Raw genomic sequence first — 23,633 nt, 5'->3', positions numbered from 1 at the left:
CAGCGCAAGCTGGTGGCCGTTTTTCTTTGGGTGTAGCATGGCGCCTTCTGAGGGAGACTCTAGCGATGCTAAAAAAAATGCGTAAGACCCTGCTGGCTGCTGCCGTTGCCGGCAATGTGGGTGCGGCCGCCGCCATTGGCACTGATGCCCGCGTGAGCGTGCCTATGAGCTTGCAGGACTATCTGGCATTGCACGGTCCTGCGCCCAGTGCCCACGTGGCCTATGGTGCGGCGCCATCGCAATATGGCGAGCTGTTTGTGCCAGCCGGTGGCGGCCCGTTCCCGCTGGCCGTGATCATCCACGGCGGCTGCTGGACCAAAGAGTTCGGCGGCATCAGCCAGATGCGCAATATGGCCGGTGCACTGACGCAGCAGGGCATCGCCGTGTGGAATATCGAGTATCGCCGCTTTGACGAAGCGGGCGGCGGCTATCCGGGCATGTATCAGGATGTGGCCAGCGCCATGGATAGGCTGCGCCAGCTAGCGCCCCTGCACAGGCTGGATTTGCAGCGCATCGTGCTGGTGGGGCATTCGGCCGGTGGCCATCTGGCCCAGTGGGCCGCCGCGCGCGCGCGCCTGCCGCACAGCAGCCCGCTGTATGTGGCGCAGCCGCTGGCCGTGCCGGTGGTGATCAGCCTGGGCGGGCTGGCTGATCTGCGCAATGAAGAACGCCTGATCAAGACTAGTTGTGACCGCGACATGGTGCAACTGACCGGCACGCCGAGCGCCAGCCGTCCCGACGTGTTCAGCGACACCTCGCCGGCAGAAATGCTGCCGGCCGGCGTGCGCACGGTGCTGATCCACGGTGAGCTCGATGTGATTGCGCCGACCCGCGTGGGGCAGGATTATGCGCGCCGTGCGCAGGCGGCCGGCGATGCGGCGGAAGTGATTGTGCTGCCGGGCGCCAGCCACTACGACGAAGTGGCGGCCAGTTCGCGCGCATGGCTGATCGTGGGCGGCCAGATCCGCCGTGCGCTGGGGCTGGCGCCGTTGCACTAAGCTGAGCTGAGCTGAGCTGAGCTGGGCTGAGCTGGGCCGGGCCTAATAGCGGTCGTATTTGCGCGCGTCGCCCTGCACCTGCGCAGCCGGATATTTTTGCGCATTCAGGGCGATCTTTTCCAGCGCGGCCGCATGCAGGTCCACCCCCGTCTGGTCGGCTAGCTGCACCAGATACAGCAGCACATCGGCCAGTTCATGGCGGATGCCGGTGCGGGCCTGCTCGTCGAGTTCATGTGCAGCGCCTGTCGCCAGCCACTGGAAGTGTTCCATCAGTTCGGCCGCTTCGACGCTGAGGGCCATGGCCAGGTTCTTGGGCGTGTGGAAGGCTTGCCACTGGCGTTCGCTGGCAAACTGGCGGGTCAGGTCGCGCAGGGCGAGCAGGCTATCCTGGGGCTGGCTGGAGCTGGTCATGATGTCGTGTCTATGGTGTGTGCGGGGGCCGCAAGGCGAGGCCAGATGATAGCACCGGCCCCGTTGCGCCTGCGTCGTCGATAGCGTTTTTGCACCATTCATCCCCCGTTTTCTACCGTTCGTCGCTTTTGCCGCCCATTCCGGTGCCTGCTTTTCTATAGTGGCGACACTATTCAATAAGGGGGAACACCTATCATGCGTAAAGCAATTTCTCTGGCCGTACTGGCTGCCTGTGCATCGCTGGCCGGATGCGCCATCGTGGTGATACCGGACGATGGCGGCGGCACCCGTGTCACCAGCGTGTTCGGCAGCTCGGGCGTGCAGGGCAATGGCCAGACGGTGATCGAACAGCGTCCTGCCGTCGATGCCGACAGCATAGACATCAATGGTCCGCTGCAGGTGGAAGTCAAAGTGGGCAGTGCCGCCGGCCTGCAGGTGGAAGGCGACAGCAATTTGCTGCCCATGGTGCGTACCGATGCTAGCGGCGGCATGTTGCGCGTCTGGGTCGATGGCAAGGTCAATAGCAGCAACGCGCTGCGCGTGACCTACACCACGCCCGCGCTGCGCCAGATCCAGAGCAATGGATCCGGACGTCTGATCGTCACGGGCCTGAATGGCGGCGCGCTGACGCTGAGCCAGAATGGTTCGCGTCAGGTGCAACTGGCTGGCCATGTGAGCCGTCTGGAAGCCCGTCTGAATGGTTCCGGCAGTGTGACGGCGGCGGGCCTGCAGAGCGGCAGCACCACTGCCAGCCTGCATGGTTCGGGCAAGCTCGATCTGGGCCGCGTTGATGGCGAGCGGCTGGAACTCGATGTGCGCGGTTCTGGCGGCGTGCATGCCAACGGCACGGTGCGCAATATGAATGTGCGCGTATATGGTTCGGGCAGCGCCAGCCTGGCCGGCCTGCAAAGCCAGAGTGCCGAACTGGTGACCTATGGTTCGGGCAGCATCACGGCCGCCGTCAGCCAGTCGCTGGTAGCGTCGTCCAACGGCTCCGGCTATGTGACCGTGTACGGCAATCCCTTGCAGCGCAATATCAGTGGCCGCAACGTCACGCTGATGCAGTAAGCCTGGCGGCTGCCGCGCCGCGCTGCGCCAGTTGCTGGCGGAAGGCGCGGTAGTCGGCAGCGCACTGGCGCGGCGCTTCCAGCATGGGCAGGTGGCCGATATCGGCCATCATGATGCTGTGATGGTCGGTGTACAGCGCGGCCAGTGCCGCGGCACCGGCCGGATGCAGGATGCGGTCGCGCTCACCCCAGACGATCAGGGCCGGCGTGGCGAGTGTGCTGTACTGCTGTTCCAGCAGCGGCGAAGCCGCCACCTGCTGCATGATTTTTTCGTGCAGACCAAAGTCGGCCGCCGCACGCCGTGCCAGTGCCGTGCGCACCGCATATGGCAGGAAGAAGCGGCGGTGGCGCGAATACGCGAGCATTTCGCTGAAATCTGCTTCCGCGCGCACCAGCAGGGGCAGGGCGCCGCTATCGCGGTAGCCGCGCAGCGCCTGCGAATCCTGCGCTGCCGCCGTGCCGGCCGCGTCGAGCAGCCACAGGCTGGCCACCCGTTCAGGGTAGCGTGCAGCAAATTGCGCGACGATGAAACCGCCCATGGAATTCCCGCCCAGATGGACTGGCCCCGGCCCGGCATGGCGCTCGAGGAAGGCGCGCAGATGTTCGACCTGATCGGCTATGCTGTAATGTCCTTGCGGGTCGCGCCCCGCTTCGCCGAAACCGGGCAGGTCGGGCAGCAGCACGCGGTAGTGCGGCGTCAGATACGGCGCGATGCGGGTGAAATTATCCTTGTCGGCGCCAAAGCCATGCACCAGTACCAGTACTTCGCCGGCACCGCCGTGCAGAAAGGGCATGTGCTCATGCGCGCCATGGCGGCGCAGGCCGCAACGGGCCCGTTCCAGCGCCATGGCCGCGCGGGCCATGGGCAGCGGCGCGATGCGTTCGGCGGCCAGCAGCAGTAGCAGCAGAATCAATAGCAGGGCCAGCACGCACAGCAGGACGGCAAGCGACAGCGAAGTCACACTCATTTAATCAGCCTCGGGGTGGGCGCCGCGCGGGCGCGGGCAGGACAGACAGCGTGGCAGCATTATGCCAGTTCGCCATTCTGCAGTTTCTGGATCAGGGCGGGCAGCGGCATGGGCTTGGCGTACAGATAGCCCTGCATGCAGGCGCAGGCATTGGAGATCAGGAATTCCGCCTGGGCCAGCGTCTCCACCCCTTCCGCCACCACGCGCAGGCCGAGGTGGCTGGCCATGGCCAGTATCGACTGTACCAGTGCGGCACTGCTGGCGTCATCCGGCGTATCGATGATGAAGCTGCGGTCGATTTTGAGTTCGTACAGCGGCATTTTCTTCAGATAGGCCAGACTCGAATAGCCGGTACCGAAATCGTCGATCGAGAAGCGCAGACCCATGGCCGCAAGCTGGTGCATGCGGGCGATGGTTTCTTCCATCTTGTCGATCAGCAGGCCTTCCGTCACTTCCAGTACCAGCAGGTGGGCCGGTGCGCCCGTCTCGGCCAGCGTGCGCGCCACCAGATCGACGAAATTGGCTTGCCGGAACTGGGTCGGGCTGACGTTGACGGACAGCGGCAGCGTATGCCCGGCTTCCTGCAGGCGCAGCACGGCATAGCAGGCCTGACGCAGCGCCCAGGTGCCCAGCGCCACGATCAGGCCCGATTCTTCCGCCACGGGGATGAAGATATGCGGCGGCACCATGTCGCCGTTTTCCACCGGCCAGCGCATCAGCAGTTCGCCGCCGATGGCGCGCCCGTTGCGGTCCACCTGCGCCTGCACATACATCTGCAGCACGCCGCTATTCAGGGCCACACCCAGTTCATGTTCGATGTTCAGGCGGCGTTCCACATCGGCCTGCATGGCCGCTTCGAAGAAGGCCACACCGTTGCGGCCCGAGGCTTTGGCGCGGTACATGGCCGTATCGGCTTCGCGCAGCAGGTCGTGCGCCGTTTTGCCCGTGCGCGGCAGCATGGTCACGCCTATGCTGGCGGTGGAGTTGTAGATATGGCCTTCGACTTCCAGCTCCTGGCTCAGGGCCAGCCGCACTTTTTCCGCCACCGTCAGGGCGGCGTGGGTGGCCACGGGCAGGTCGTGCGCCAGATGGCCCAGCAGCACGACGAATTCGTCGCCGCCGATACGGGCCACGGTGTCGGCCTTGCGCATCAACTGGCTCAGGCGGTCGGCTGCATTGCGCAGCACTGTGTCGCCTATGGTGTGGCCGCGTGCATCATTGATGGTTTTGAAGCGGTCCAGATCGATGAACATCACGGCGCTGTAGGTGCCGCCGCGGCGCGACGAGGCCAGCAGCTTTTCCAGATTGTCCATCAGCATGCGGCGATTGGGCAGCCCCGTCAGCACATCGTAGTAGGCTAGCTGGTGGATGTCGTCCTGCGACTTCTTGCGCTCGGTGATATCGCGCTCCACCGCCACCCAGTGGGTGTTGACACCCGCCTCGTCAGTGAACGGCACCAGATCCGTCTCGACCCAGTAGGCTTCGCCCGTCTTGGTGTAGTTCAGCAGTTCGGCCCGCACCGGCTCGTTGTGTGCCATCGCCTCGCTGATCTTGGCCAGCGCGGCTTCTTCCGTGCCCGGCCCGCGCAGCAAGCGCAGGCTGCGGCCCATGACTTCATGGCGGCGGTAGCCGTTGCGTCGCTCGAAAGCTTCGTTGACGAAGATGATGTGCTGGGTGGCTTCGGCCGCATCGCCCGGCTTGTCCACTTCGGCAATCAGGATCATGTCGTTCAGGCGCGACACGGCGACAGCCGTCAGGCGCAGTTCGGCGTTCAGTACGGACAGTTCGTTCTGGCGTTCCTGCAGCTGCTCGAAGGATTTGCCCAGATGGCGCAGCAGCACGGCACAGGACAGCGTCAGCACGGCTGTCATGAACATGAAATTGATGGAGATGATGGCGGCCTTGAGGAAGGCGTGATTGGGGATGCCTTCGATCTGCAGCTTGGAGTTGGCATCGAAGCCCAGCACCATCACCACCAGCCCGGCCAGGGCCAAGGTGCCCAGCGCGGGGCGCAGGCCCAGCAGCAGCGCTGCCAGCACGGGGATGGCCATCAGATAAATCTGGCTGACGGGGCCGACCTTGAGCAGCAACGCGATGCCGACGATGAAGGCAATGGCGAGGAAATTCAGCACCCTGACCGTGTAGGCCAGGCTATGCCAGCGCCAGATCAGGGTGAGCCAGACGATGGCCCCCACGTCGGTGACCACGATGGACCACATGCCTTCGCTGACCGCCAGCAGTACGCTGGGGATAGCGGTAATCGCTCCCAGTATTAGTACCACCAGGAGCAAGCGGGAAAACACCTGCGCACGCCAGTGCGCAATATCGTTCGGTACAGCCACCTATGCAGCCTCCGGATTTTGTTACGAGCCTATTGAAAGATAGTACCCGCAAACTCCGGAGCTGTCAGTAAAGCATTAATCCTTGGCGGAAACGCTTCCTATGCCGGAGACGGATTTGTTGACGCTTTTCGGATGACCGTAATAGCCCAGATCGCCCATGCCTTTGGCGATCACGTTGAGAGTATCGCTGGCGTAGACGTTGACGGCGCCTATGCCTTCGAAATTCACGTCGACGCGCTTGGCCTGCAGGGCTTTGGTATCGAGTTCGCCCACGCCCTTGGCATTGATGCGCAGATAGTCGATCTTGCCTTTGGCGACCAGATGGCCGGCGCCTTGGAAGCCGATGTCGAGGCGCTCGCCTTGGATGTTGTTGAGTATGGTTTCGCCGGCACCCAGTACTTTCAGGCGGCTCAGTGCTGGCAAGGACACTTTGACGATGGGGTTGCCTTTGACGCTGTTGAATTCGCGCTCGGTGGTGGTAATCCGCAGCTCTTTTTCCACCACTTCCGTGCGCAGGCTGGCGATGAATTTTTCGTCGCCGCTGATCTGCAGGGACTGGCTATTGCCGACCTCCACCGTCAGGGAAAATCCGCCCTGGGTGCTGATGGCGATAAACGGCGGCAGGCTGCGGCTTTCTTGGGCTGCCGTGGCATTCAGACTCAGCAGCGCAACTGCGACGGCGATGAAATGACGCATACTCCCTCCTGATGAAATTACAAATTGTACAATGTTGTTCAGGATTCAGGTGTTGCGCCGCCACGACGTTCAGCACATGGCCGGCGCAGTGCGCGTGCCCAAAGCAAGGGCAGCCCGGACCCCCGTGACTTTGATCGAACGCACAAAGTCACGGGCGCTGGGGCTGCCCTGGCAGCTTAAGCGTGGGCGGGTGCTTATTTATTGCTCAGGCACTCTTTCATGAAGGCTTTACGCTCGTCGCCTTTCTTGCCGGTGGCGTCGGCGTTACATTTTTTCATTTTGTCCTGCTGCGTCATTTTCGGTGCTTCGGCCGCAGGTTTGGCGCTAAGGCATTCTTTCATGAAGGCTTTGCGCTCGTCGCCTTTTTTGCCGGCAGCGTCGGCATTACAGGTTTTCATCTTGTTTTGCTGGGCCGTCGGTTCGGCCGCATACACGGCGCCACTCAGGGACAGGATCAGGCTGGCAACGAACAGTTTTTTCATCATCTCTTCCTCGGTATCGTATCGTGGTGGACGGGTCGCAGCTGCAACCACGGCTTTACTATAACGGACTAGCGCTGCGACCAACAACCACCTTTTAACGTGCGGCCTGATCGGGCCGGCCGCAGTAGCGTTCCACATACAGCTGGTGGGCCGGCAGTTGCTGCACGGTGCGGTCGACGGAAGCCTTGATGCTGCCGAGGAAGTGCGACAGTTCTTCGTCGCCCATCAGGTCGGCCGTCTGGTGGTGCGCGGCCGGCATGATGCCCTGCCCCAGCATCACCTGTATCCACGAATTCTCGGCAAACAGTTCGTTGGGAATGCGGAATACGCGCCCCGTGGCGCGGAACAGTTCGATGCGGTGGCGCAGTCCGGCCGGGATGTCCATCGCGCGCGCATCCTGCCAGAACTGCGAGTCCTGACGCTGGTTGACGTGGTAGTGCAGGATGATGAAATCGCGGATATGTTCGATTTCGCTATTGCACTGGGCGTTGTACTCGGCCACGTCGTAAGGGCTGATGCCGTCGGCCGGGAAGTTCTGCATCAGGCGGATCACGGCGCGCTGGATCAGGTGGATGCTGGTCGATTCTATCGGTTCGAGGAAGCCGCTGGACAGGCCGATGGCCACCACATTGCCGACCCAGGTATTGCGCCGCTGGCAGGGTTTGAATGGAATCACGCGCGGCGTGGTCAGCACTTCGCCCTGGACATTGCCCAGTAGCTGGCGCAGTGCCGCATCATCGTCCAGATAGCGGCTTGAATAGACCAGACCATTGCCGACGCGGTGCTGCAGCGGGATGCGCCACTGCCAGCCGGCCTGATGGGCCATGGAGCGGGTCAGCGGTATGGCCGGGCCTACCGAAGCCGTCTGCACGGCGATCGCGCGGTCGCAGAACAGCCATTGCGACCAGTCCTGCATGGGTTCCTGCATGGCTTCGCCGATCAGCAGACCACGGAAGCCGGTGCAGTCGATGAACAGATCGCCTTCGATTTCCTGGCCCGATTCCATCACGATGGAGCGGATATCGCCGTTGTCTTCGTGCCGCGTGTAGCGCACGATCTTGCCTTCGATGCGCTGCACGCCGCGCGGTTCGCTCAGGCGGCGCAGGTAGCGCGCATAGCGCCCTGCATCGAGGTGGTAGGCGTAGTTCATGCCCTGATTGGGCAGGTGGGCAAAGCGGTTCTCCTGCGAGGCCTTGAGTTCCAGGCAGTAGTCGCCATAGTCGCTGGCCAGGCCGCGCTGCACGCCCTTGTGCCAGAAGTGCTGGAAGCCGGCCGTCCAGTGGTCGGTACCCGTCATGCCGAAGGAGTGGATGTAGTCCTCGCCCACATTGCGCCAGCCTTCGAAGCCTATGCCCAGCTTGAACGTGGCCTGGGTTTCGGCCATGAATTCCTGCTCGTTGATTTCCAGCAGATTGTGGAAGTTGAGCAGGGTAGGGATGGTGGCTTCGCCCACGCCGACGGTGCCGATATCGTCCGATTCGACCAGCTTGATATCGAGCCGCTTGCCCAGCACTTTGGCCAGGCCGGCAGCGGCCATCCAGCCGGAAGTGCCGCCGCCGCAGATCACCACGCGGCGTACGGGGCGGCGCGTGCCTGAGGTCGATGCAGAAGTAGATGCTTGCACGATGGGTATCCTTAACGGTTCATTTTTTTCAGAATCTGGGCACGCAGCATGCGCGCGCCTTCGTCGTCCAGCGGTGCCAGCACGTGACGGGCCTGTTCGGGAATGTGGGCCGCGGTCTGCTGGTCCGCTTCGAAGATGTAGTGGCGGAAGATCTCCTGCCAGGCCTTGCGCTGTTCCGGCGGCAGGTCGCGCAGCGTGAGGAAGGCCATCATCAGCGCATTGGTGGGCGTATCCATGTAGTCGGGCGACTGGCGCCACCAGTAGTTGACCAGCACATTCAAGGCGGCCAGCCCTTCCACGTGGTGCCACCACATGCTGGGGATGAAGATGGCGTCGCCCGCTTCCATTTCCGCCACCTGCGCGTGTTCGAGTGCGGTGGAGAATTTCGGAAAGCGCTCGAAGTCAGGCTGATGAAAATCCACCAGCGAGATGGCCTGTCCGGCCGGGGTGAAATCGAGCGGGCCGATGTACAGGTTCTGTAGCTGATCGGGCGGGAACAGCGTGAAGCGGCGCCGGCCTGCCGCTACCACGGCGATATTGTCCGGCACATCGTAATGGGCGGAGATGCGGGTGCGGTTGCCTATCCAGATGCTGACCAGCGGATCGCGTGCGCCGAGTGCCAGATCATTGTGTTCGCGGAAGCCGGGCAGGCAGGTGTCCACCGTGGTGGACCCCACGTAGACGGTGGGTGCCGGGTCCATATCGCGTTTGGCGGCGATTTCGTCCAGCACGTTATTGAGCTTGGCGTGCACGGGATAGAAATTGAAGCCGTTGGCATCGTCGTTGTAGAAGAAGCGGCCATTGGCTTCCGGTGGCCCCAGCATGGCGCCTACCGTGGCACCACGGTAGAAGCTGCGCAGATAGGCATCGGCTTCCTGTTCCGAACGGCGCGCGGCCTGCACCATGGGCCAGCTAGCTGCGAGCCCGCGCAGCAGCAGCGGTTCGGTCGATGTCAGCAGCGCGTTATTCAGATCGTTGACGCCCAGCCCGCTAATTTCACGCATGGGTTTAGCCATGGCGGTAGTTCATGCGGTCGATCAGGCTGCGCAGATTGGACAGCGAAGCGAGCACCATGTAGATGGATTTCAGATGGCCGCCTGCATGCAGCGTGGCCAGTGCGGCTGCATCGAGTGCGGCCAGTCGGTCTTCGTTGATGGTGTAAAAGCCCACCAGCCGGTTCTGCGAGCCGTTATCGAGTTCCACGTCGAGCACAAAGCTTTCCAGCAGTTCGTACTGCAGCAGGGCGGCCAGGAAGTCCGGGGTCTGTTGCAGGCCCTGATGGATGGCGGCCAGCAGGGAATTGGTCTGTTCGAGGAAGGGCGTGGAGCCGCCGTGCGGTTTGAATACGGCTTCGCCTTCGCTGCGGCTCAGGCGCGGGCTATCGAGATCGATATTGATCATCAGCTCATCGCCATTCACACCGATCAGGAAAGGCTGGCGCTCCACCATCATGGGCAGGTACATGGCTTGCCACTGATCGCCTTCGAGGAACAGGTTTTCGCCTTCGGTAAAGCCGAACAGCGCAACCGGCTCGAAACCCAGACCGTCCGTGGTCTTGCGGAACACGATGGGGTAGCAGGCTTGTACGTCGCGGAATTCGGCCGGGAAGGTTACGGCCAGCATCTGGTTGTCGCCATATTCGGCGCCGCGCTGCGTGATGATGTGCAGGTCTTTGTGATCGATGTTGTTGAGTAAAGCGTGGTTGGCCATGGTGGTCTCGTGTCTCGTGGTGGTCGTTATTCTGATGTTTCTTTATTCGGTGTCAGATGTTCTGCAAGCCGTGCTGGCGGATGTGTTCGAGCAGGCTGCGCATGTCCGGCAGCGCGCCCAGCATGCGCCGCGTCAGGCTGGCCGCTTCGCGGAAATAGCCGTCGGCCATGGCCGCTTCCTGCGCCGGCGCCGGGCGGAACTGGCTGCGGTAGCCCATGCCGTACAGGATGTACTGGTAGCTGGCCGTGGGGAATACTTCCTCGATGCGGGGGAAATCGTTGCGGCTGGGTGCGCGGTGCTGCCACAGGGTCAGCAGGTCCTGCAGGCGTTGCGGCACGCTGCTCTGCTGGTCGCGCCAGTAAGGCGTGTCACGCCGCTGGCTCAGCACATAATGCAGCTTGAGGAAGTCGATCACGCGCTCCCAGCGATAGCTGAACGTCTCGTTGTAGCGTGCTGCCACAATGTCCATGGCGGCACGGCTGGCTGGCAGTTCGTCGGCCACCATGGTGGCGCCCATTTCCACCAGTGCCAGTGCGGACGCTTCCAGCGGTTCGATAAAGCCGGACGACAGGCCGATGGCTACGCAGTTGCGCTGCCAGAAGCGTGCGCGGTAGCCGGGCTGGTATTTGATCTGGCGCACGGCGCCCGCATCAGCGGGGCCGCCAGTGGCGCGGATGTACTCACGCAGCGCGGCTTCGGCCTGGTCGTCGTTGCTGTAGGCGCTGGCATACACGTGGCCCACACCGCGCCGCGTAGGCAGGCCGATATCCCAGATCCAGCCGGCGCTCTGCGCGGTGGAACTGGTTTGCGCCGCGACCGGTGCATCTGCGCTGGCATACGGTATCTGGATCGCCAGTGCCCTGTCGTTGAACAGCACATGCTGCTGCGAGATCAGCGGCACCTGATAGTGCTTACCGAGCAGCAGCGACTGCATGCCCGTGCAGTCGATGAACAGATCGCCTTCCACTGTGCCGTTGCGCTGCGTCTGCAGGCTGGCGATATCGCCATCGGGTGCGCTGTTAATTGCCAGCACATGGTCGGCCAGATAGCGCACGCCCAGCTTGCGTGTGCAGTGCTCGCGCAGGAACAGGCCGAACTTGCCCGCATCGAGGTGGTAGCCGTAATTGGCCACGGCGGCAAATTCCGGCGTGACGGCCTGCTTGGGCGCGCGGCCCTGCACGCACAGGTGCGGCTGGTAGCTGACCAGATCGGCAAACGGAATGTCGGGATGCTGTTGCTGCCAGTTGCGTGGCAGGTCCACTTCGCCCCAGCCCTGCGGCATCACGAAGGGATGGAAATACACGTCGTCGGCACTGCCGTCGACCCAGCCATTGAAACGCGAGCCCTGTTTGAACGAGGCGTCGCACTGGCGGAAGAATTCGGTTTCACTGACACCGATGCGGCGCAGCGTGTCGCGCATGCTGGGCCAGGTGCCTTCGCCCACGCCGATGGCGGGGACGTCCGGCGATTCGATCAGTGTGATCTCGAGCGGCGTGCCTTGCTGCGCTGCCGCGATCAGGCCGGCCGTGAGCCAGCCGGCGGAACCGCCGCCCACAATCACGATACGTCGGATCATGTTGTTCGCCTTGTGTGGATGTGATGGGCTGAAAGTCTAACCGAAAAGGGCCGCTGATACGTAGTGACTCAGCGACCCTGTTCAGTGCTGCGCTAGCGGCTTAGAACTTGTAGCGTACGCCGACCATATAGCGTGCACCTTGCTGCGTCACGCCTTCCAGCTGTTGCTGGGTGCGGCTGTGGGTGCGGGTGATGCTATTGGTCAGGTTGATGCCTTCGAACTGGAAGCTCAGCTTGTCGTTGTAGGCATAACCCAGGCTCAGGTCCACCTGGCCGTACGGCTCGACGTATTGCGGGTTAGGACCGGAACCGTCGAAGGTCGAGGACAGGAATTCGCCGCGCCAGTTGTAGGCCAGACGCACATTGAATTTCTTGTCTTCGTAGATACCCACCACGTTGGCCGAATTCGACAGACCCACCAGTGCGAACTGCTCGCCGATCGAAGCGTTGTTGTACTTCAGGCCAGAGTGCACATAGGTGTAGTTGGTCGAAATACCGAAGCCGCTGTTGCCGAACATATGCTGCAGATTCACTTCCAGACCATTCAGGCTGGCGGCCTTCTGGTTGGCGAAGGAAGTGATCTGGAAGTTGGCCACTGGATCGCTAGGCTGGCCCGTGATGGTGCCGGTCGCATTACCCGTAATCGCGTCATCGGCACCGCGTACCACGCCAGGCTGGCCGGCAAAGTTGCGGAAGATGTAGTTACGGATACAGGTGGTATCGGCCGTGGCGCAACCGTTAGCCAGCGCTGCATTCCAGTACTTGCCACCCACTGGCGTATGCAGGTTGAACGGGGTGGCGTTGACCATGGACTGGCCCGCATAGTTTTCCAGATTCTTGCGGAAGTAGCCGAGCGAGAAGAAGTTCTGCTGGCCGTAGTACCACTCGTAGGACAGGTCCAGATTTTTCGACTTGACCGGTTTCAGCGCCGGGTTGCCCGCGTTGCCGGTACCGCCGTTGGCGCGTGCCAGCGAGTTCAGGGTAGTGCCGCCCTGGATCTGGTCCCAGCGCGGACGGCCTATGGTTTCGCCCATGCTGAAGCGCAGTTTCTGTTCCGGCGTCAGTTCGATGTCGGAGTCGAAGCTAGGCAGCAGGTTGTGGTACTTACCGGTCAGCGTGGTGAACGTCGGATCGCCGAAGGTGATCGGGAATTCATTCTGCGACACCCAGGTAATCGCGGTCGCTGCCGGTACCAGTGCGGTCGAGACCACGTCGGTGGTTTCATAGCGCAGGCCGATGGCGGTGCGGATAGGGAACTTGGTATCCCAGTCGGTATTGAACTGGACGTAGCCGGAGTTGGACTTCTCTTCGGTACGCGCATCGTTGTCGAAGGTGGTCTTAGGCAGATACAGCGCTGGCAGGCCGGAAGCGGTGGCAGCCAGCTGGCGTACCTGGGCGAAGTTGAAGGTGTAGAACTGGTTGAACAGATTAGGGCTGCCGCTGCCATCGATCTTGTCGAAGTACTGGCGTACCGATTCCGGATGCCACACGCTGCTTGGATAGTCGGATGGCTTGGTGGCGCCGCCCCAGGTATCGCGCTGCTGGTTGGAGAAGGCGGAACGGTTGGACACCTTGGTGGCATTGGCGCCGAATTTCAGCTCGGACGCTTCCAGCACTTTCCACTGGCCTTTGACCTGGGTCTGGTCGACGATGCCTTTCATGAGCTGATTGGTGAAGACCGAACCGGTGACCTGCTGGCCGTACTTGGTGAAGTCGGCGCCTTCGATGCTCAGCACAGGGAAGTCGTGGCTGAAGTCCACCGTGGTGTTGCCGCGGCTGAAGCTGGCCGAACCCAGCGTGTTGCTCGAGCCGAAGGGGCTATCGGCGCCCGATTCTGCCGTCGAGTGGTGGGTATCGAGTTCCAGACGCAGGGTGTTGGTCGGCTTCCATACGGCGTTGAAGCCCAGCGATTTGTTCTTGGTCTTGGTGGCAAAGTCGGCCGCGCCCATGGCGATATCGCTGTTGGCGACGAATTCCTTGTACATGAGCGGGCTGGAAACCGGACCCTTGGTCCACGAGCTGGCCGATTCGCCGAAGTTGAACCAGGCCGAGACGTCGTTACGCTTGGTCTGTATCTTGTTTTCCGAATAGGTGTAGTCCAGCGTGGTGACCAGCGTATCGACCGGCTTGAATTGCAGGGTCAGCTGGGCGTTGGTGCGCTGGCGCTGCACGCCGTTGAAGTTGTAGTTCAGATTCTGCGGCACCGAGTACAGATCGGTAGCGCCCGGACGGTTGGTGATGTTTTCCGAACCTTTGGCGCCCGGCTGCGGAATGGTGCCCCAGTTGTTTTCGTCGCCGCGGAACGGGCCGCGCCAGCCGTTCGATACGGCCGCCGTGTTGTAGCCCAGATTGCGTTCCTGATAGCTGCCCGTCAGCGCCACACCGAACTTGCCGTCGGCCGTGGTGTTGGAATAGATGCCCGAGATTTCAGGCGTGGTGGAGCGCTTGGCTTTGATGTCGCCCGGCAGATTGCCGTTGGTGCTGTCGTACACACCTTTGGCGCCTATGCTGGCGTGCAGCCCCGGACGCTCGAACGGACGGGCCGTCATCACGTTGACGGTGGCGCCGATACCGCCAGTCGGTGTATCGGCCCGTCCCGTTTTATACACTTGCAGCTGGGCGATGGCTTCCGAGGCCAGATTGGCGAAGTCGTAGGCACGGCCGTTCAGGTCGCCCAGATTCGAGGTCGGCATCTGGCGGCCGTTCAGCAGCACCAGATTGAAGTCGGGGCCCACGCCGCGCACGGTGATTTTGGAACCTTCGCCGATCGAGCGGTCGATCGAGACGCCGGAGATACGCTGCAGCGATTCGGCCAGATTGGTGTCGGGGAATTTGCCGATGTCTTCGGCCACGATGCCGTCGACGATACCGTCCGAATTACGCTTCAGGTTCATCGACGATTGCAGACTCTGGCGCAAGCCCGTGACGACCACGCTCTGTGGTTCGTCCGCCGCTCGCGTGGCTTCCTGCGCGACAGCCGGTATGGCGCCTGCGCAAGCGCTGGCCACCGCCAGCGTCATTAACTTCAGTCGTGCCTTTGGATAATGCATGTTATCTCCTGTGTTTTTATGAACAGCTCGCTTCCCACTTCCCCGAACGGCACTGGAAACCTTTCCATTCTCTGCCGTCGAATAGTATGATTGACGTACTTTTTTGTCAATCGCCGCCCCGCCAACTCGCCCTTACAGGGGGGCTTTGCCGGGGTTTTGCTCCGGTTGTGTTGTAAAAAAATCGCTTAGGGCTGGTACACCCGCACGTACTCCACTTCCATCTGCTGCGGCAGGGCAGAGTCATCAACCTTGCCCCCCAAGTCGCCGCCGATGGCCAGATTCAGCAGCAGATATTGCGGGTTGCTGAATGGCCATTTCCGGTAGTCCCCGTCGCCGGGGTTAATCAGTTGTATGTAATTGCGGTTGTCCACGCCGATCACCACGCGCTCGGCATTCCAGGTGAGCTGGTAGTTGTGGAAGGCGCTGCAGGCATCAGCCACCGTGGTGGAGCTGGTGTTGGGTGTGCCGGCGGGCCAGTTTTGCGTGGCCGTGTAGATGCTGCCCAGGATCTGGCCGGGGTTGTTGCCCACGTGTTCCATGATGTCGATCTCGCCATCGTCGGGCCAGCGGCCTTTGCTGCCCAGCATCCAGATGGCCGGCCAGCTGCCCACACCGCACGGCAGTTTGGCGCGTACTTCGATATAGCCGTAGGTCCAGCTGGCCAGGCCGCGAGTGATCAGGCGCGCCGAGCTGTATTGCTGGCCGCCGTAGTCGGCCATGGTGCTCAGGGCTTCCTTGCGGGCCGTGATGAGCAGCTTGCCGTTTTCGACGCGGCTGTTTTCCAGCCGGCCGGCCGCGTAGTACTGCAGCTCGTGGTTGAACCAGCCGTTGCGGTTGTATTCGGTGTCGTAAGCCCATTTGCTGGCATCGGGCAGACCGTTCTGGTCGAACTCGTCGGCCCAGACCAGCTTCCAGCCATCGGGCTTGCCGCCGGCTGGCAAGGCGGTGGAGGGCGGGACGGCAGGACTGGCCGCTGGCATAGCGCTGGCCACGCCGGCAGCGTTACCGCCACCGCCGCAGGCACACAGCGCTACCAGAGCTGTCATCGTTGCTAGCCGTCTCATGTCTCCACTTTCTAATATTTTTCTCGTTTTGGAAAGGTTTCCAATCGATGTGGCAAATATAGCACCGAAAGAATTTCAAAGTCAATTTGCAACGCCGCAAAGGGAGGCCGCTTAGCCGTTGACAGGCCAAATTAAGGCGTGCAACATGTGGGAACGTTTCCAAAATGAGACACTTAGCCGAAATACATAGCGACCCTGCGATGCGAAAACTTCTACTTTCCGTGCTGTGCAGCCTGCTGGCGGGCGGTGCCCAGGCACAGGCGACGCCCGCCAGTACGGCATGGCCCCATGGCGCCCGCGTGGCCGTCAGCCTGGGTTATGACGACACGCTGGCTTCCCAGCTCGATGTGGCGCTGCCGGCGCTGCAGCGGCATGGCCTGAAAGCCAGTTTCTATTTGCAGTTGTCGAGCCCCTTGCTGCAGAGCCGGCTGGCGGAATGGCGGCGCGTGGCGCAACTGGGCCATGAGCTGGGCAACCATAGCCTGTTCCACCAGTGCGCGGGCAGCTTGCCCGGCCACGCTTGGGTGGAGCCGGCGCGTGATCTGGATAGCACCACGGCGGCGCAGATGGCCGATCAGGTCCTGCTCGGCAATGCCATGCTGTTTGCCATCGATGGCGAACGCGAGCGCACTTACACCGTACCGTGCGGCGACCATCAGGCGCGCGACGGCGATTATCTGCCACGCATTGCTGCTGCCTTCGTCGGCATCAAGCAGGGTGGCGGTAGTGGTGTGACGGCGCGCGCAGTGCTGCAGCGTCACGCGGTTGCCGTGTATGCGCCCGTGGGCCTGAGCGGCAGCGAACTGATCGCGCTGGTGCGCGCGGCGGGAGCGCAGGGCGATATGGTCAACCTGACCTTCCACGGTGTGGGTGGCGACTATCTGGGCACCTCGGCCGCTGCGCACGAAGAACTGCTGGCCTATCTGGCCAGCCACCGCGACGAGTACTGGACCGACACTTTCCGTAACATCATGCGCTATGTGCGCGCACAGGAGTCTGCCGATGGCCACCATTAAGGATGTGGCCAAGCTGGCCGGCGTGGGGCTGGGCACGGCGTCGCGCGTGGTCAGCGGCAAAGGTTCGGTCTCGCCCGCCACGCTGGCGCGCGTGCGTGCCGCCATCGAGGAACTGGGCTTCCGGCCCTCGCATGCTGCGCGCACGCTGCTGTCCGGCTCGAGCCAGATGATAGGCGTGTACATCCCTGTGCTGAGCGGAACCTTCTACACGCCGATTTTGCAGATCATCGATAACGAGCTGCGCGCAGCCGGCCTGCACATGGTGGTGGCTTTCGGCGCCGGGCTGGGCGATGCGCGCCAGCAGGCGGTGGAAGGCATTAGCTTTCTGGTCGAGCGCGGTTGCGACGGGCTAATCCTGATGACCAATCTGCTGCAGGAAGAAGATGTGGCGGCGCTGGAAACCATGCACAAGCGCATGGTGGTGCTCAATCACAGTTTCGCCAGCATTGCTGCGCAGTGCTTCACGGTCGACCATGCACAAGGCGGTGCGCTGGCGGCGCGCACGCTGCTCGATCTGGGCCACCGCCAGATCGCCATCGTGGCCGGTCCATCGCGTCTGCCGGACAATGTGCAGCGTGTGCAGGCGTTTTGCGCCACGCTGGCCGAAGCGGGCATAGACCCGGCCAGCCTGTGGCAGACCGAGCGCGATTTTTCGCCCGCGGGCGGCTGGTCGGCCGCGCGCGAACTGATGGCTTCCGGCCACCCGTGTACGGCACTGTTCTGTGCCAATGATGAAATGGCGGTGGGCGCACTCTCGTATTTTCAGGAAGCCGGCATCCGCGTGCCGCAGCAGCTATCGGTGCTCGGTTACGACGATACGCCGAGCGCGGAATTCTCCGCACCGCGCCTAAGTACGGTGCACATGCCGTGGCGCGAAATGACGCAGAATGGCCTGAATGCGCTACTTAATAGTTGCTACGATCTGCAGCGTCCCGTCACGCGCGACTACCCCGTCAGCATGACCTTGCGCGCTTCGCTGGCGGCCCGCTAAACGCTGCTGCAACAGGGTATATATACCGCCTGCATACCAGTGCTTTTGAACATTATTTCACTGTTAAAACAGCGGGAAAATTTGTAGGGGAATCTACGTATACTAGTTGTTTATTTGCCGCATGTTCAACAGTTTCCGGACAGCGTGTGCGAGAAACGATAGACGGGCTGAAATCATGTCTATACATTCACCCCTAGCCACTAACAAAGATGGCAGTTTCCGCAAACGCATATAACCACAAATCCGGAAGAGTCTAGACATGAAAAAAAATTTCCCATTCGCAGCGCTGCTGCTATCAGCGAGTCCTTATGTGCTCGCGCAAGCCACGGCGGTAGCCCAGACTGCCGCAGTGCAACCGGCGTCTGATGCCACGCCGGACGATATTCAGAAGGTGGTAATTGTCTCGACCGGTAGCCGTGGCGCCCAGCGCACCATGGTCGATACCCCGGTGCCTATCGACATCATCGGTTCGCGCGATCTGAGCAAAACGGGTCAGGCCACGCTGGATAAATCGCTGCAGTTCCGCGTGCCTTCGTTCAACACGGTGCAGACGCCTGTCAACGATGCCACCTCGCTGCTCGACCCTTACGAAATCCGTAACATGGGTCCTAGCCGCGTGCTGATTCTGATTAACGGCAAGCGTAAAAATTCCAGCTCGCTGATCTACACCCAGACCTCGCCGGGCCGTGGTGAAAGCGGCGCCGACATTTCCGCCATTCCTCCCGATGCCATTAAGCGCATTGAAGTGCTGCGTGACGGCGCCTCGGCCCAGTATGGTTCCGATGCGATTGCGGGTGTGGTCAACATCATCCTGAAAGATAGCGCGGAAGGCGGTTCGATTACGGCCCGCACCGGCATCACTCACGAGAGCGACGGCAAGATGGGCGGCCTGAGCCTGAACCAGGGCTTGCCGCTGGGCGGCGATCGCGGCTTCCTCAATTACACGCTCGATGTTTCCAAGATCAATCTGTCCAACCGTCCCGGCGTGGTCAACGCCAAGGGCGAAGCAGGCGACTTCGGCGCCGACCTGAACACCCAGGTGCTGCCATTCCTGGCAACCCATCCGGACGCCGGCAACATCAACGGTTCGCCTGCCACGCGCGCGGCCAAGGCTGAAGTCAACACCAGCTATGACCTGAGCGACACCACCAAGATTTACGGTAACGCTGCCTACGTCAACAAGCGCATCAACTCCTTCGCCAACTACCGTACGCCTTACTGGCGTCCGACCGACTATGGCCTGCTGCATGCGAGCGGTACGCCGTATGTGGGCTATGTGCCGACCTTCATCGGTACGCTGGACGACTACAACGCCACGGGCGGCACCAAGTTCATGCTGGGCGACTGGAATGCCGATGTGAGCCTGACCTATGGCGGCAACAAGCAGAACTATCAGGTCACCAACTCGGTCAACCGCGGCATGCAGGAAGACTATCTGGCGCACAAGATCAGCACCCCTTCGCCGACCAGCTTCGATGCGGGTGGCGTGAAGTTCAGCCACTGGGTATTGAATGGCGATATTTCTCAGCAGATGACGAAGGAAGTCAGCGTGTACGCCGGTACCGAACTGCGTCACGAAAACTATGAAACCATTGCCGGCGACGTCGGTTCGACCTATGGCAGCGGTGCTGATTCGTATGCCGGTAACTCGGTGCAGAACTCCTTCCCATCGTCGCGTTCGAACTACGGCGCGTATGCGGGCGCAACCTGGGATATGACGCCAGCCTTCCTCGTCGATGCGACGGGTCGCTACGAAAAATACACCGACTTCGGCAGCGCCTTCGTGTGGAAGACTTCGACGCGCTACAAAGTCAGCGACCAGCTGACCCTGCGTGCCTCCGCGTCGACCGGCTTCCGCGCCCCGTCGCTGGCCCAGATCTACACCCAGAAAGCCCAGTACTCCTTCGTCGCTGGCGGCGGCATCCAGGTGTCCGGTCTGGTCAACAACGTTTCCTCGGCGGCTGCGGCGCTGCAAGTGCCCAAGCTGAAAGCTGAAAAGTCGGACAACATCACGCTGGGTCTGGGCTTCAAGCCTGATAGCAACACCAGCATCACGCTCGACTACTACAACATCAAGGTCAAAGACCGCATCGTGCTGAGCACGGAAATCACGCCGACTGGCGTGGCCACCAATCCGCTCGACGTGCAACTGGGCAAAGCCGGCATCGTCTCCGCCAGCTTCTTCGTGAATGCTCTCACCAGCCGTACCGAAGGGATCGATTACGTGGCTTCGCGTAAGAACATTCCTTTCGCCGACGGTAAGCTGACGGTGAACCTGTCCGGTAACTACTCGCTCAAGAACGAGCGTCAGGGCGAAGTCAACAACCCTGCGCTGATCGCTGCAGCGGGCCAGTCGGTGCTGAACGCCACCACGGAAGCGCTGATGTTCACTTCGCGTCCTAAGTTCAAGACCATCCTCGGTGCAGACTGGGACTACAAGCAGTTCAACTTCTCGCTGAACAACACCGTGTTCGGTCCTACCCACTTCCGCAATGCCGGTATGGATAACAACCTGGAAGTGGCGTTCAAGACCAAGACCGTGACGGACTTCGCGCTGAACTATGCGCTGACCCAGAACACCACGCTGTCGTTCAACGTCAACAATATGTTCAACGTTACGCCTAGCTGGCACTTCAATGCCCGCAATGCGCAAGGTCAGGCTCTGCTCGACAGCAAGGCCATCGATCCGGCCTATGGCCTGACCCCGGTGGAAGTGCAGCGTAATCTGGTGACCTTCAACGGCCGCTACTCGATGGTGACCTATGATGGCTCGCAGTTCAGCCAACTGGGCCGCACCTTCGCTGCTTCGCTGAACTACCGCTTCTAAGCGTTCGCTATAATGAGGGCCGCCGGCTGCTAACAGCCGGCGGCTTTTTTTATGGAGTGTGGTTATGGTTTCCCTACAAGATCAATTGCTCAAGGCCGGGCTGGTCAACAAGACCAAGGTCAAACTGGCCAATCAGGACAAGAGCAAACAGCAGAAAGAACAGCGCCGCAGTGGCGTGCAGAGCGTGGATGAAGCCAAGCTGGCGGCGCAGGAAGCCCAGCGGCAGCAGGCCGAGCGGGCCCGCGCCCTGAATGCCGAGCGCGATGCCGCGGCCCAGCAGAAAGCCATCCACGCGCAGATCGTGCAGATGGTGCAGCAGAACCGCCAGCCGGCCGGCAAGGGCGACATCGCCTACAACTACACGTTCCAGAACAAGATAGAACGGCTGTATGTGTCGCCCGAAGTGCAGGGCCATCTGGTCGCAGGCCGGCTGGTGATCGTGGTGCTGAACGGTGTGACCGAGCTGGTGCCGCGCGTGATCGCCGACAAGATTGCCGAGCGCGATGCGGCGCTGGTGGTACGCGTCAAGCAGAGCAGCAACGTGGTCGACGAGGATGATCCGTATGCGGCCTTCCAGATTCCCGATGATCTAATGTGGTAGCCCTGTCAGGGGGCAGGTAGCGGCGCAGGGCGGCCCAGATGGTAGCCCTGCAGTTCGTCCACGCCCATGCTGCGCAGCGTGGCAATCTGTTGCGCACTTTCCACCCCTTCTGCCACCACGCGCAGCCCGTAGCGGCGCGCGATCAATAAGGCCGCCTCGATCACGGTCAGTGATTTTTCATCCATGTCGGTGACAAAACTCTTGTCGATCTTGAGTGCATCGAGTGGCAACTGGCGCAAGCGCGAGAGCGAAGAATAGCCGGTGCCGAAATCGTCCAGATGAATTTCTACGCCCAGCCCATGCAGTGCGCTCAGGCTGGCGCTGGCGCGATCCATATTGCGCTCGTCGAGCACGCTTTCCGTCACTTCGATAATCAACCGCTGCGGCGCCAGCCCGCATTGCTGCAGGGTGGCGCTGACCAGATCGCTATAGCCGGGCTGCACCAGCTGGCGGATCGAGGTGTTGATGGCGATGCGCGGCGGCTGCGGCTGGCCCGGCGCAGTGGGCCAACTGGCCGCCTGCCGGCAAGCCTGTTCCAGCACCCAGCGGCCTATGGTCTGGATGGCGTTGGAAGTCTCTGCCAGCGCAATGAATTCGTCCGGCACGATGTTGCCGTATTCGGCATGGCGCCAGCGTAGCAGCGCTTCATAGCTGGCGATCTGGCCCGTGCCGGCCGTGTAGATGGGCTGGTAGAGCAGGTGCAGGCTGCCATCCTGATGGGCCTGCGCCAGTGCCTGCGTCAGTTTGAGCCGGCGCCGCTGCAGCGTGTAGGAGGCTTCCGAATAGAAGGAAATCTGGCCGCGGCCATTTTTCTTGGCCTCGCTGGTGGCAATGTCGGCGCAGGTCAGCGCTGCCTGCATCTGCGGCAACGTCGCCGTAATGCTTTCGAAGATCCCCATGCTCAGGCCCAGATGCACCTGATGGGGGCCGATGTGGTAGCTGGCCGACAGGGCCGCGTGTAGCTGGCGGTAGTGTGCCCTGCCATCGTCCTGCTGGTCGACTGCGCGCAGCAGACACAGCACGAATTCATCGCCGCCCCAGCGGCAGATCGGGTGGTCGCTGGCACCGATGTGGCGCGCCAGCTTGGCCACTTCATGGCTCAGGCGCTGGGAAAAGGCTTGCAGCAGCTGGTCGCCGTGTTCGTGGCCCATGCCTTCGTTGATATCCTTGAAGTGATCCAGATCGATGAAAATCAGGGTCTGGTGGCGCAGGTCCGTGCCGCTGGCATAGCTATACGAGAGAAAACCGCGCCGGTTCAGTAAGCTGGTCAGCGGGTCATGGTTGGCGAGGAATTCCAGCGCCTGCGTGCGTTCCTGGATGCGCTGTTCGAGGTGGCTGTTGACGTCGGAAATGTGGCGGTTCTTTTCCGACAACTGGCGGATCAGGGCTTCCTTGTCGCTGCTCAGGCTCAGGGTGTTGGACAGCAGCTTGAAGTTGTTCGCATGGCTGTTGAACATGATGAACGCGAAGATAATGCCCAGCACGGCCAGTATGGCCAGCTTGTCGTCGCCGCTCAGCCACATGGCCAGACAGGTCGGCAGCAGCAGGCTGGCGATATACAGCTTGCCGATGATGCGCATGCTGGCCAGCGTGCCCGTAGCGCCGCCCGCCAGCGCCGAAATGATGATCATCACGGAGAATTTTTCGTTGGCGCTGTAGTGGGGCAGGCCGTAGGCGGCATTGAGCGACCACATCAGGGCTGAGCCGATCAGGCCGGCTGCGAGCAGGCCGCGCTGCCAGCCGGGCGGCGGGCGCTGCGGGTGGCGCAGCAGATCGCGCAGGCTGTAGCGTTCGAGTGCATAGCGCAGCAGGCATAGCAGCAAAGCGCCGGCGATCCAGCCGTGCAGCCACGGCAGCGCATGGTTATCGATGATGCAGCTCAGGCCTATCACGGCAGCGGCATTGACCACGATACCCTGGGTGTGATTGTTCAGGTTCTCACGCCAGAGTCTTAAACTGTAAGACAAGTTCTACTCCCTGTTGGGCGGCCGTCAAGGGTGGCGCGCACACTGGTACTGCCCCGCTGCTGCGGTAGTCGGGCCGCAAGCTGGCAAAGCGTGCTGGGTCGTGCGTAGGTGTGGGGCCAGATCAGGCGGGGCGCAGGCACGAACGGGCGACAGGGATGGGGTCGTCTGAAGAAAGCTTATCATAAAATTTCTCTGGCCGGATGTTGCAATTGCTTCTTGGAAACTAGAGGGAAATTAACTATAC

Annotated in this window: 18 protein-coding genes; 6 read left to right on the top strand and 12 right to left on the bottom strand. The window is 61.8% G+C overall.

What is annotated here, in order from left to right; genetic code table 11:
* Positions 1 to 77: 77 nt before the first annotated feature.
* Positions 78 to 998 carry an alpha/beta hydrolase gene (locus tag GM655_RS19095; protein ID WP_308807417.1) on the top strand — a complete coding sequence of 307 codons (921 nt, stop codon included), beginning with the start codon at positions 78 to 80 and terminating at the stop codon, positions 996 to 998.
* A 42-nt stretch (positions 999 to 1,040) separates the two neighbouring features.
* On the opposite strand, the gene GM655_RS19090 is transcribed toward GM655_RS19095, so the two are convergent.
* Positions 1,041 to 1,409 (bottom strand): nucleotide pyrophosphohydrolase, encoded by a 369-nt coding sequence (locus tag GM655_RS19090; protein ID WP_155436254.1) that lies wholly within the window; start codon positions 1,407 to 1,409, stop codon positions 1,041 to 1,043.
* Positions 1,410 to 1,604: 195 nt separating this feature from the next.
* Here GM655_RS19090 and GM655_RS19085 point away from each other — a divergent pair, with 195 nt between their 5' ends.
* Positions 1,605 to 2,477 (top strand): head GIN domain-containing protein, encoded by an 873-nt coding sequence (locus tag GM655_RS19085; RefSeq protein ID WP_155436253.1) that lies wholly within the window; start codon positions 1,605 to 1,607, stop codon positions 2,475 to 2,477.
* On the opposite strand, the gene GM655_RS19080 is transcribed toward GM655_RS19085, so the two are convergent.
* The 10 genes from GM655_RS19080 to GM655_RS19035 all read right to left on the bottom strand — a co-directional run bounded on the left by GM655_RS19080 (position 2,461) and on the right by GM655_RS19035 (position 15,969).
* On the bottom strand, positions 2,461 to 3,444 hold the full coding sequence (locus GM655_RS19080) for an alpha/beta fold hydrolase (RefSeq protein ID WP_155436252.1): 984 nt from the start codon (positions 3,442 to 3,444) through the stop codon (positions 2,461 to 2,463). The two genes, GM655_RS19085 and GM655_RS19080, sit on opposite strands and share 17 nt — an antisense overlap.
* Positions 3,445 to 3,503: 59 nt before the next feature.
* Complete coding sequence (locus GM655_RS19075; RefSeq protein WP_371866895.1) at positions 3,504 to 5,786, bottom strand: putative bifunctional diguanylate cyclase/phosphodiesterase; 2,283 nt, start codon at positions 5,784 to 5,786, stop codon at positions 3,504 to 3,506.
* A 75-nt stretch (positions 5,787 to 5,861) separates the two neighbouring features.
* Entirely contained in the window at positions 5,862 to 6,482 is a 621-nt protein-coding gene (locus GM655_RS19070; RefSeq protein ID WP_155436251.1) for a GIN domain-containing protein, read from the bottom strand.
* Positions 6,483 to 6,676: 194 nt separating this feature from the next.
* Complete coding sequence (locus GM655_RS19065) at positions 6,677 to 6,964, bottom strand: PsiF family protein (RefSeq protein WP_155436412.1); 288 nt, start codon at positions 6,962 to 6,964, stop codon at positions 6,677 to 6,679.
* 94 nt (positions 6,965 to 7,058) lie between these two features.
* Complete coding sequence (locus GM655_RS19060; protein WP_371866894.1) at positions 7,059 to 8,588, bottom strand: tryptophan halogenase family protein; 1,530 nt, start codon at positions 8,586 to 8,588, stop codon at positions 7,059 to 7,061.
* Positions 8,589 to 8,599: 11 nt separating this feature from the next.
* Positions 8,600 to 9,592, bottom strand: a complete 993-nt coding sequence (locus tag GM655_RS19055; RefSeq protein WP_229632647.1) for a cupin-like domain-containing protein — start codon at positions 9,590 to 9,592, stop codon at positions 8,600 to 8,602.
* Positions 9,593 to 9,596: 4 nt separating this feature from the next.
* Complete coding sequence (locus GM655_RS19050) at positions 9,597 to 10,298, bottom strand: SapC family protein (RefSeq protein WP_155436249.1); 702 nt, start codon at positions 10,296 to 10,298, stop codon at positions 9,597 to 9,599.
* Positions 10,299 to 10,350: 52 nt separating this feature from the next.
* Positions 10,351 to 11,874: a tryptophan halogenase family protein gene (locus tag GM655_RS19045; RefSeq protein WP_155436248.1), complete on the bottom strand. Its 1,524-nt coding sequence runs from the start codon at positions 11,872 to 11,874 to the stop codon at positions 10,351 to 10,353.
* Positions 11,875 to 11,974: 100 nt separating this feature from the next.
* The gene (locus tag GM655_RS19040) at positions 11,975 to 14,923 is read right to left on the bottom strand and encodes a TonB-dependent receptor (RefSeq protein ID WP_155436247.1); all 2,949 of its coding nucleotides are present in this window, start codon (positions 14,921 to 14,923) and stop codon (positions 11,975 to 11,977) included.
* Positions 14,924 to 15,108: 185 nt separating this feature from the next.
* On the bottom strand, positions 15,109 to 15,969 hold the full coding sequence (locus GM655_RS19035) for a glycoside hydrolase family 16 protein (RefSeq protein ID WP_229632646.1): 861 nt from the start codon (positions 15,967 to 15,969) through the stop codon (positions 15,109 to 15,111).
* Between the two features lie 218 nt (positions 15,970 to 16,187).
* On the opposite strand from GM655_RS19035, the gene GM655_RS19030 reads away from it, so the two are divergent.
* The 4 genes from GM655_RS19030 to GM655_RS19015 all read left to right on the top strand — a co-directional run bounded on the left by GM655_RS19030 (position 16,188) and on the right by GM655_RS19015 (position 21,422).
* Positions 16,188 to 17,003, top strand: a complete 816-nt coding sequence (locus GM655_RS19030; protein ID WP_155436245.1) for a polysaccharide deacetylase family protein — start codon at positions 16,188 to 16,190, stop codon at positions 17,001 to 17,003.
* Positions 16,990 to 17,994 carry a LacI family DNA-binding transcriptional regulator gene (locus tag GM655_RS19025; protein WP_155436244.1) on the top strand — a complete coding sequence of 335 codons (1,005 nt, stop codon included), beginning with the start codon at positions 16,990 to 16,992 and terminating at the stop codon, positions 17,992 to 17,994. The genes GM655_RS19030 and GM655_RS19025 overlap by 14 nt, the downstream gene beginning before the upstream one ends.
* 259 nt (positions 17,995 to 18,253) lie before the next feature.
* A complete protein-coding gene (locus GM655_RS19020) occupies positions 18,254 to 20,821 on the top strand; it encodes a TonB-dependent receptor plug domain-containing protein (protein ID WP_155436243.1) in 2,568 nt (855 codons plus the stop codon).
* Between the two features lie 64 nt (positions 20,822 to 20,885).
* On the top strand, positions 20,886 to 21,422 hold the full coding sequence (locus GM655_RS19015) for a DUF2058 domain-containing protein (protein ID WP_155436242.1): 537 nt from the start codon (positions 20,886 to 20,888) through the stop codon (positions 21,420 to 21,422).
* A gap of 5 nt (positions 21,423 to 21,427) precedes the next feature.
* Here the strand turns inward: GM655_RS19015 and GM655_RS19010 are convergent, their stop codons facing one another.
* Positions 21,428 to 23,389: a putative bifunctional diguanylate cyclase/phosphodiesterase gene (locus GM655_RS19010; RefSeq protein ID WP_155436241.1), complete on the bottom strand. Its 1,962-nt coding sequence runs from the start codon at positions 23,387 to 23,389 to the stop codon at positions 21,428 to 21,430.
* Positions 23,390 to 23,633: the final 244 nt, after the last annotated feature.

The sequence above is a fragment of the Pseudoduganella danionis genome, from assembly GCF_009720775.1.
Taxonomy (GTDB): Bacteria; Pseudomonadota; Gammaproteobacteria; order Burkholderiales; family Burkholderiaceae_D; genus Rugamonas; species Rugamonas danionis.
This window is presented reverse-complemented; position numbering and strand designations above follow the sequence as displayed.

Coding starts and splice junctions, on each gene's coding strand:
- GM655_RS19065 (WP_155436412.1), bottom strand. CDS start 6,964: ATGAAAAAACTGTTCGTTGCCAGCCTGATCCTGTCCCTGAGTGGCGCC.
- GM655_RS19020 (WP_155436243.1), top strand. CDS start 18,254: ATGAAAAAAAATTTCCCATTCGCAGCGCTGCTGCTATCAGCGAGTCCT.
- GM655_RS19070 (WP_155436251.1), bottom strand. CDS start 6,482: ATGCGTCATTTCATCGCCGTCGCAGTTGCGCTGCTGAGTCTGAATGCC.
- GM655_RS19015 (WP_155436242.1), top strand. CDS start 20,886: ATGGTTTCCCTACAAGATCAATTGCTCAAGGCCGGGCTGGTCAACAAG.
- GM655_RS19030 (WP_155436245.1), top strand. CDS start 16,188: ATGCGAAAACTTCTACTTTCCGTGCTGTGCAGCCTGCTGGCGGGCGGT.
- GM655_RS19040 (WP_155436247.1), bottom strand. CDS start 14,923: ATGCATTATCCAAAGGCACGACTGAAGTTAATGACGCTGGCGGTGGCC.
- GM655_RS19035 (WP_229632646.1), bottom strand. CDS start 15,969: ATGACAGCTCTGGTAGCGCTGTGTGCCTGCGGCGGTGGCGGTAACGCT.
- GM655_RS19090 (WP_155436254.1), bottom strand. CDS start 1,409: ATGACCAGCTCCAGCCAGCCCCAGGATAGCCTGCTCGCCCTGCGCGAC.
- GM655_RS19080 (WP_155436252.1), bottom strand. CDS start 3,444: ATGAGTGTGACTTCGCTGTCGCTTGCCGTCCTGCTGTGCGTGCTGGCC.
- GM655_RS19050 (WP_155436249.1), bottom strand. CDS start 10,298: ATGGCCAACCACGCTTTACTCAACAACATCGATCACAAAGACCTGCAC.
- GM655_RS19045 (WP_155436248.1), bottom strand. CDS start 11,874: ATGATCCGACGTATCGTGATTGTGGGCGGCGGTTCCGCCGGCTGGCTC.
- GM655_RS19095 (WP_308807417.1), top strand. CDS start 78: ATGCGTAAGACCCTGCTGGCTGCTGCCGTTGCCGGCAATGTGGGTGCG.
- GM655_RS19055 (WP_229632647.1), bottom strand. CDS start 9,592: ATGCGTGAAATTAGCGGGCTGGGCGTCAACGATCTGAATAACGCGCTG.
- GM655_RS19025 (WP_155436244.1), top strand. CDS start 16,990: ATGGCCACCATTAAGGATGTGGCCAAGCTGGCCGGCGTGGGGCTGGGC.
- GM655_RS19085 (WP_155436253.1), top strand. CDS start 1,605: ATGCGTAAAGCAATTTCTCTGGCCGTACTGGCTGCCTGTGCATCGCTG.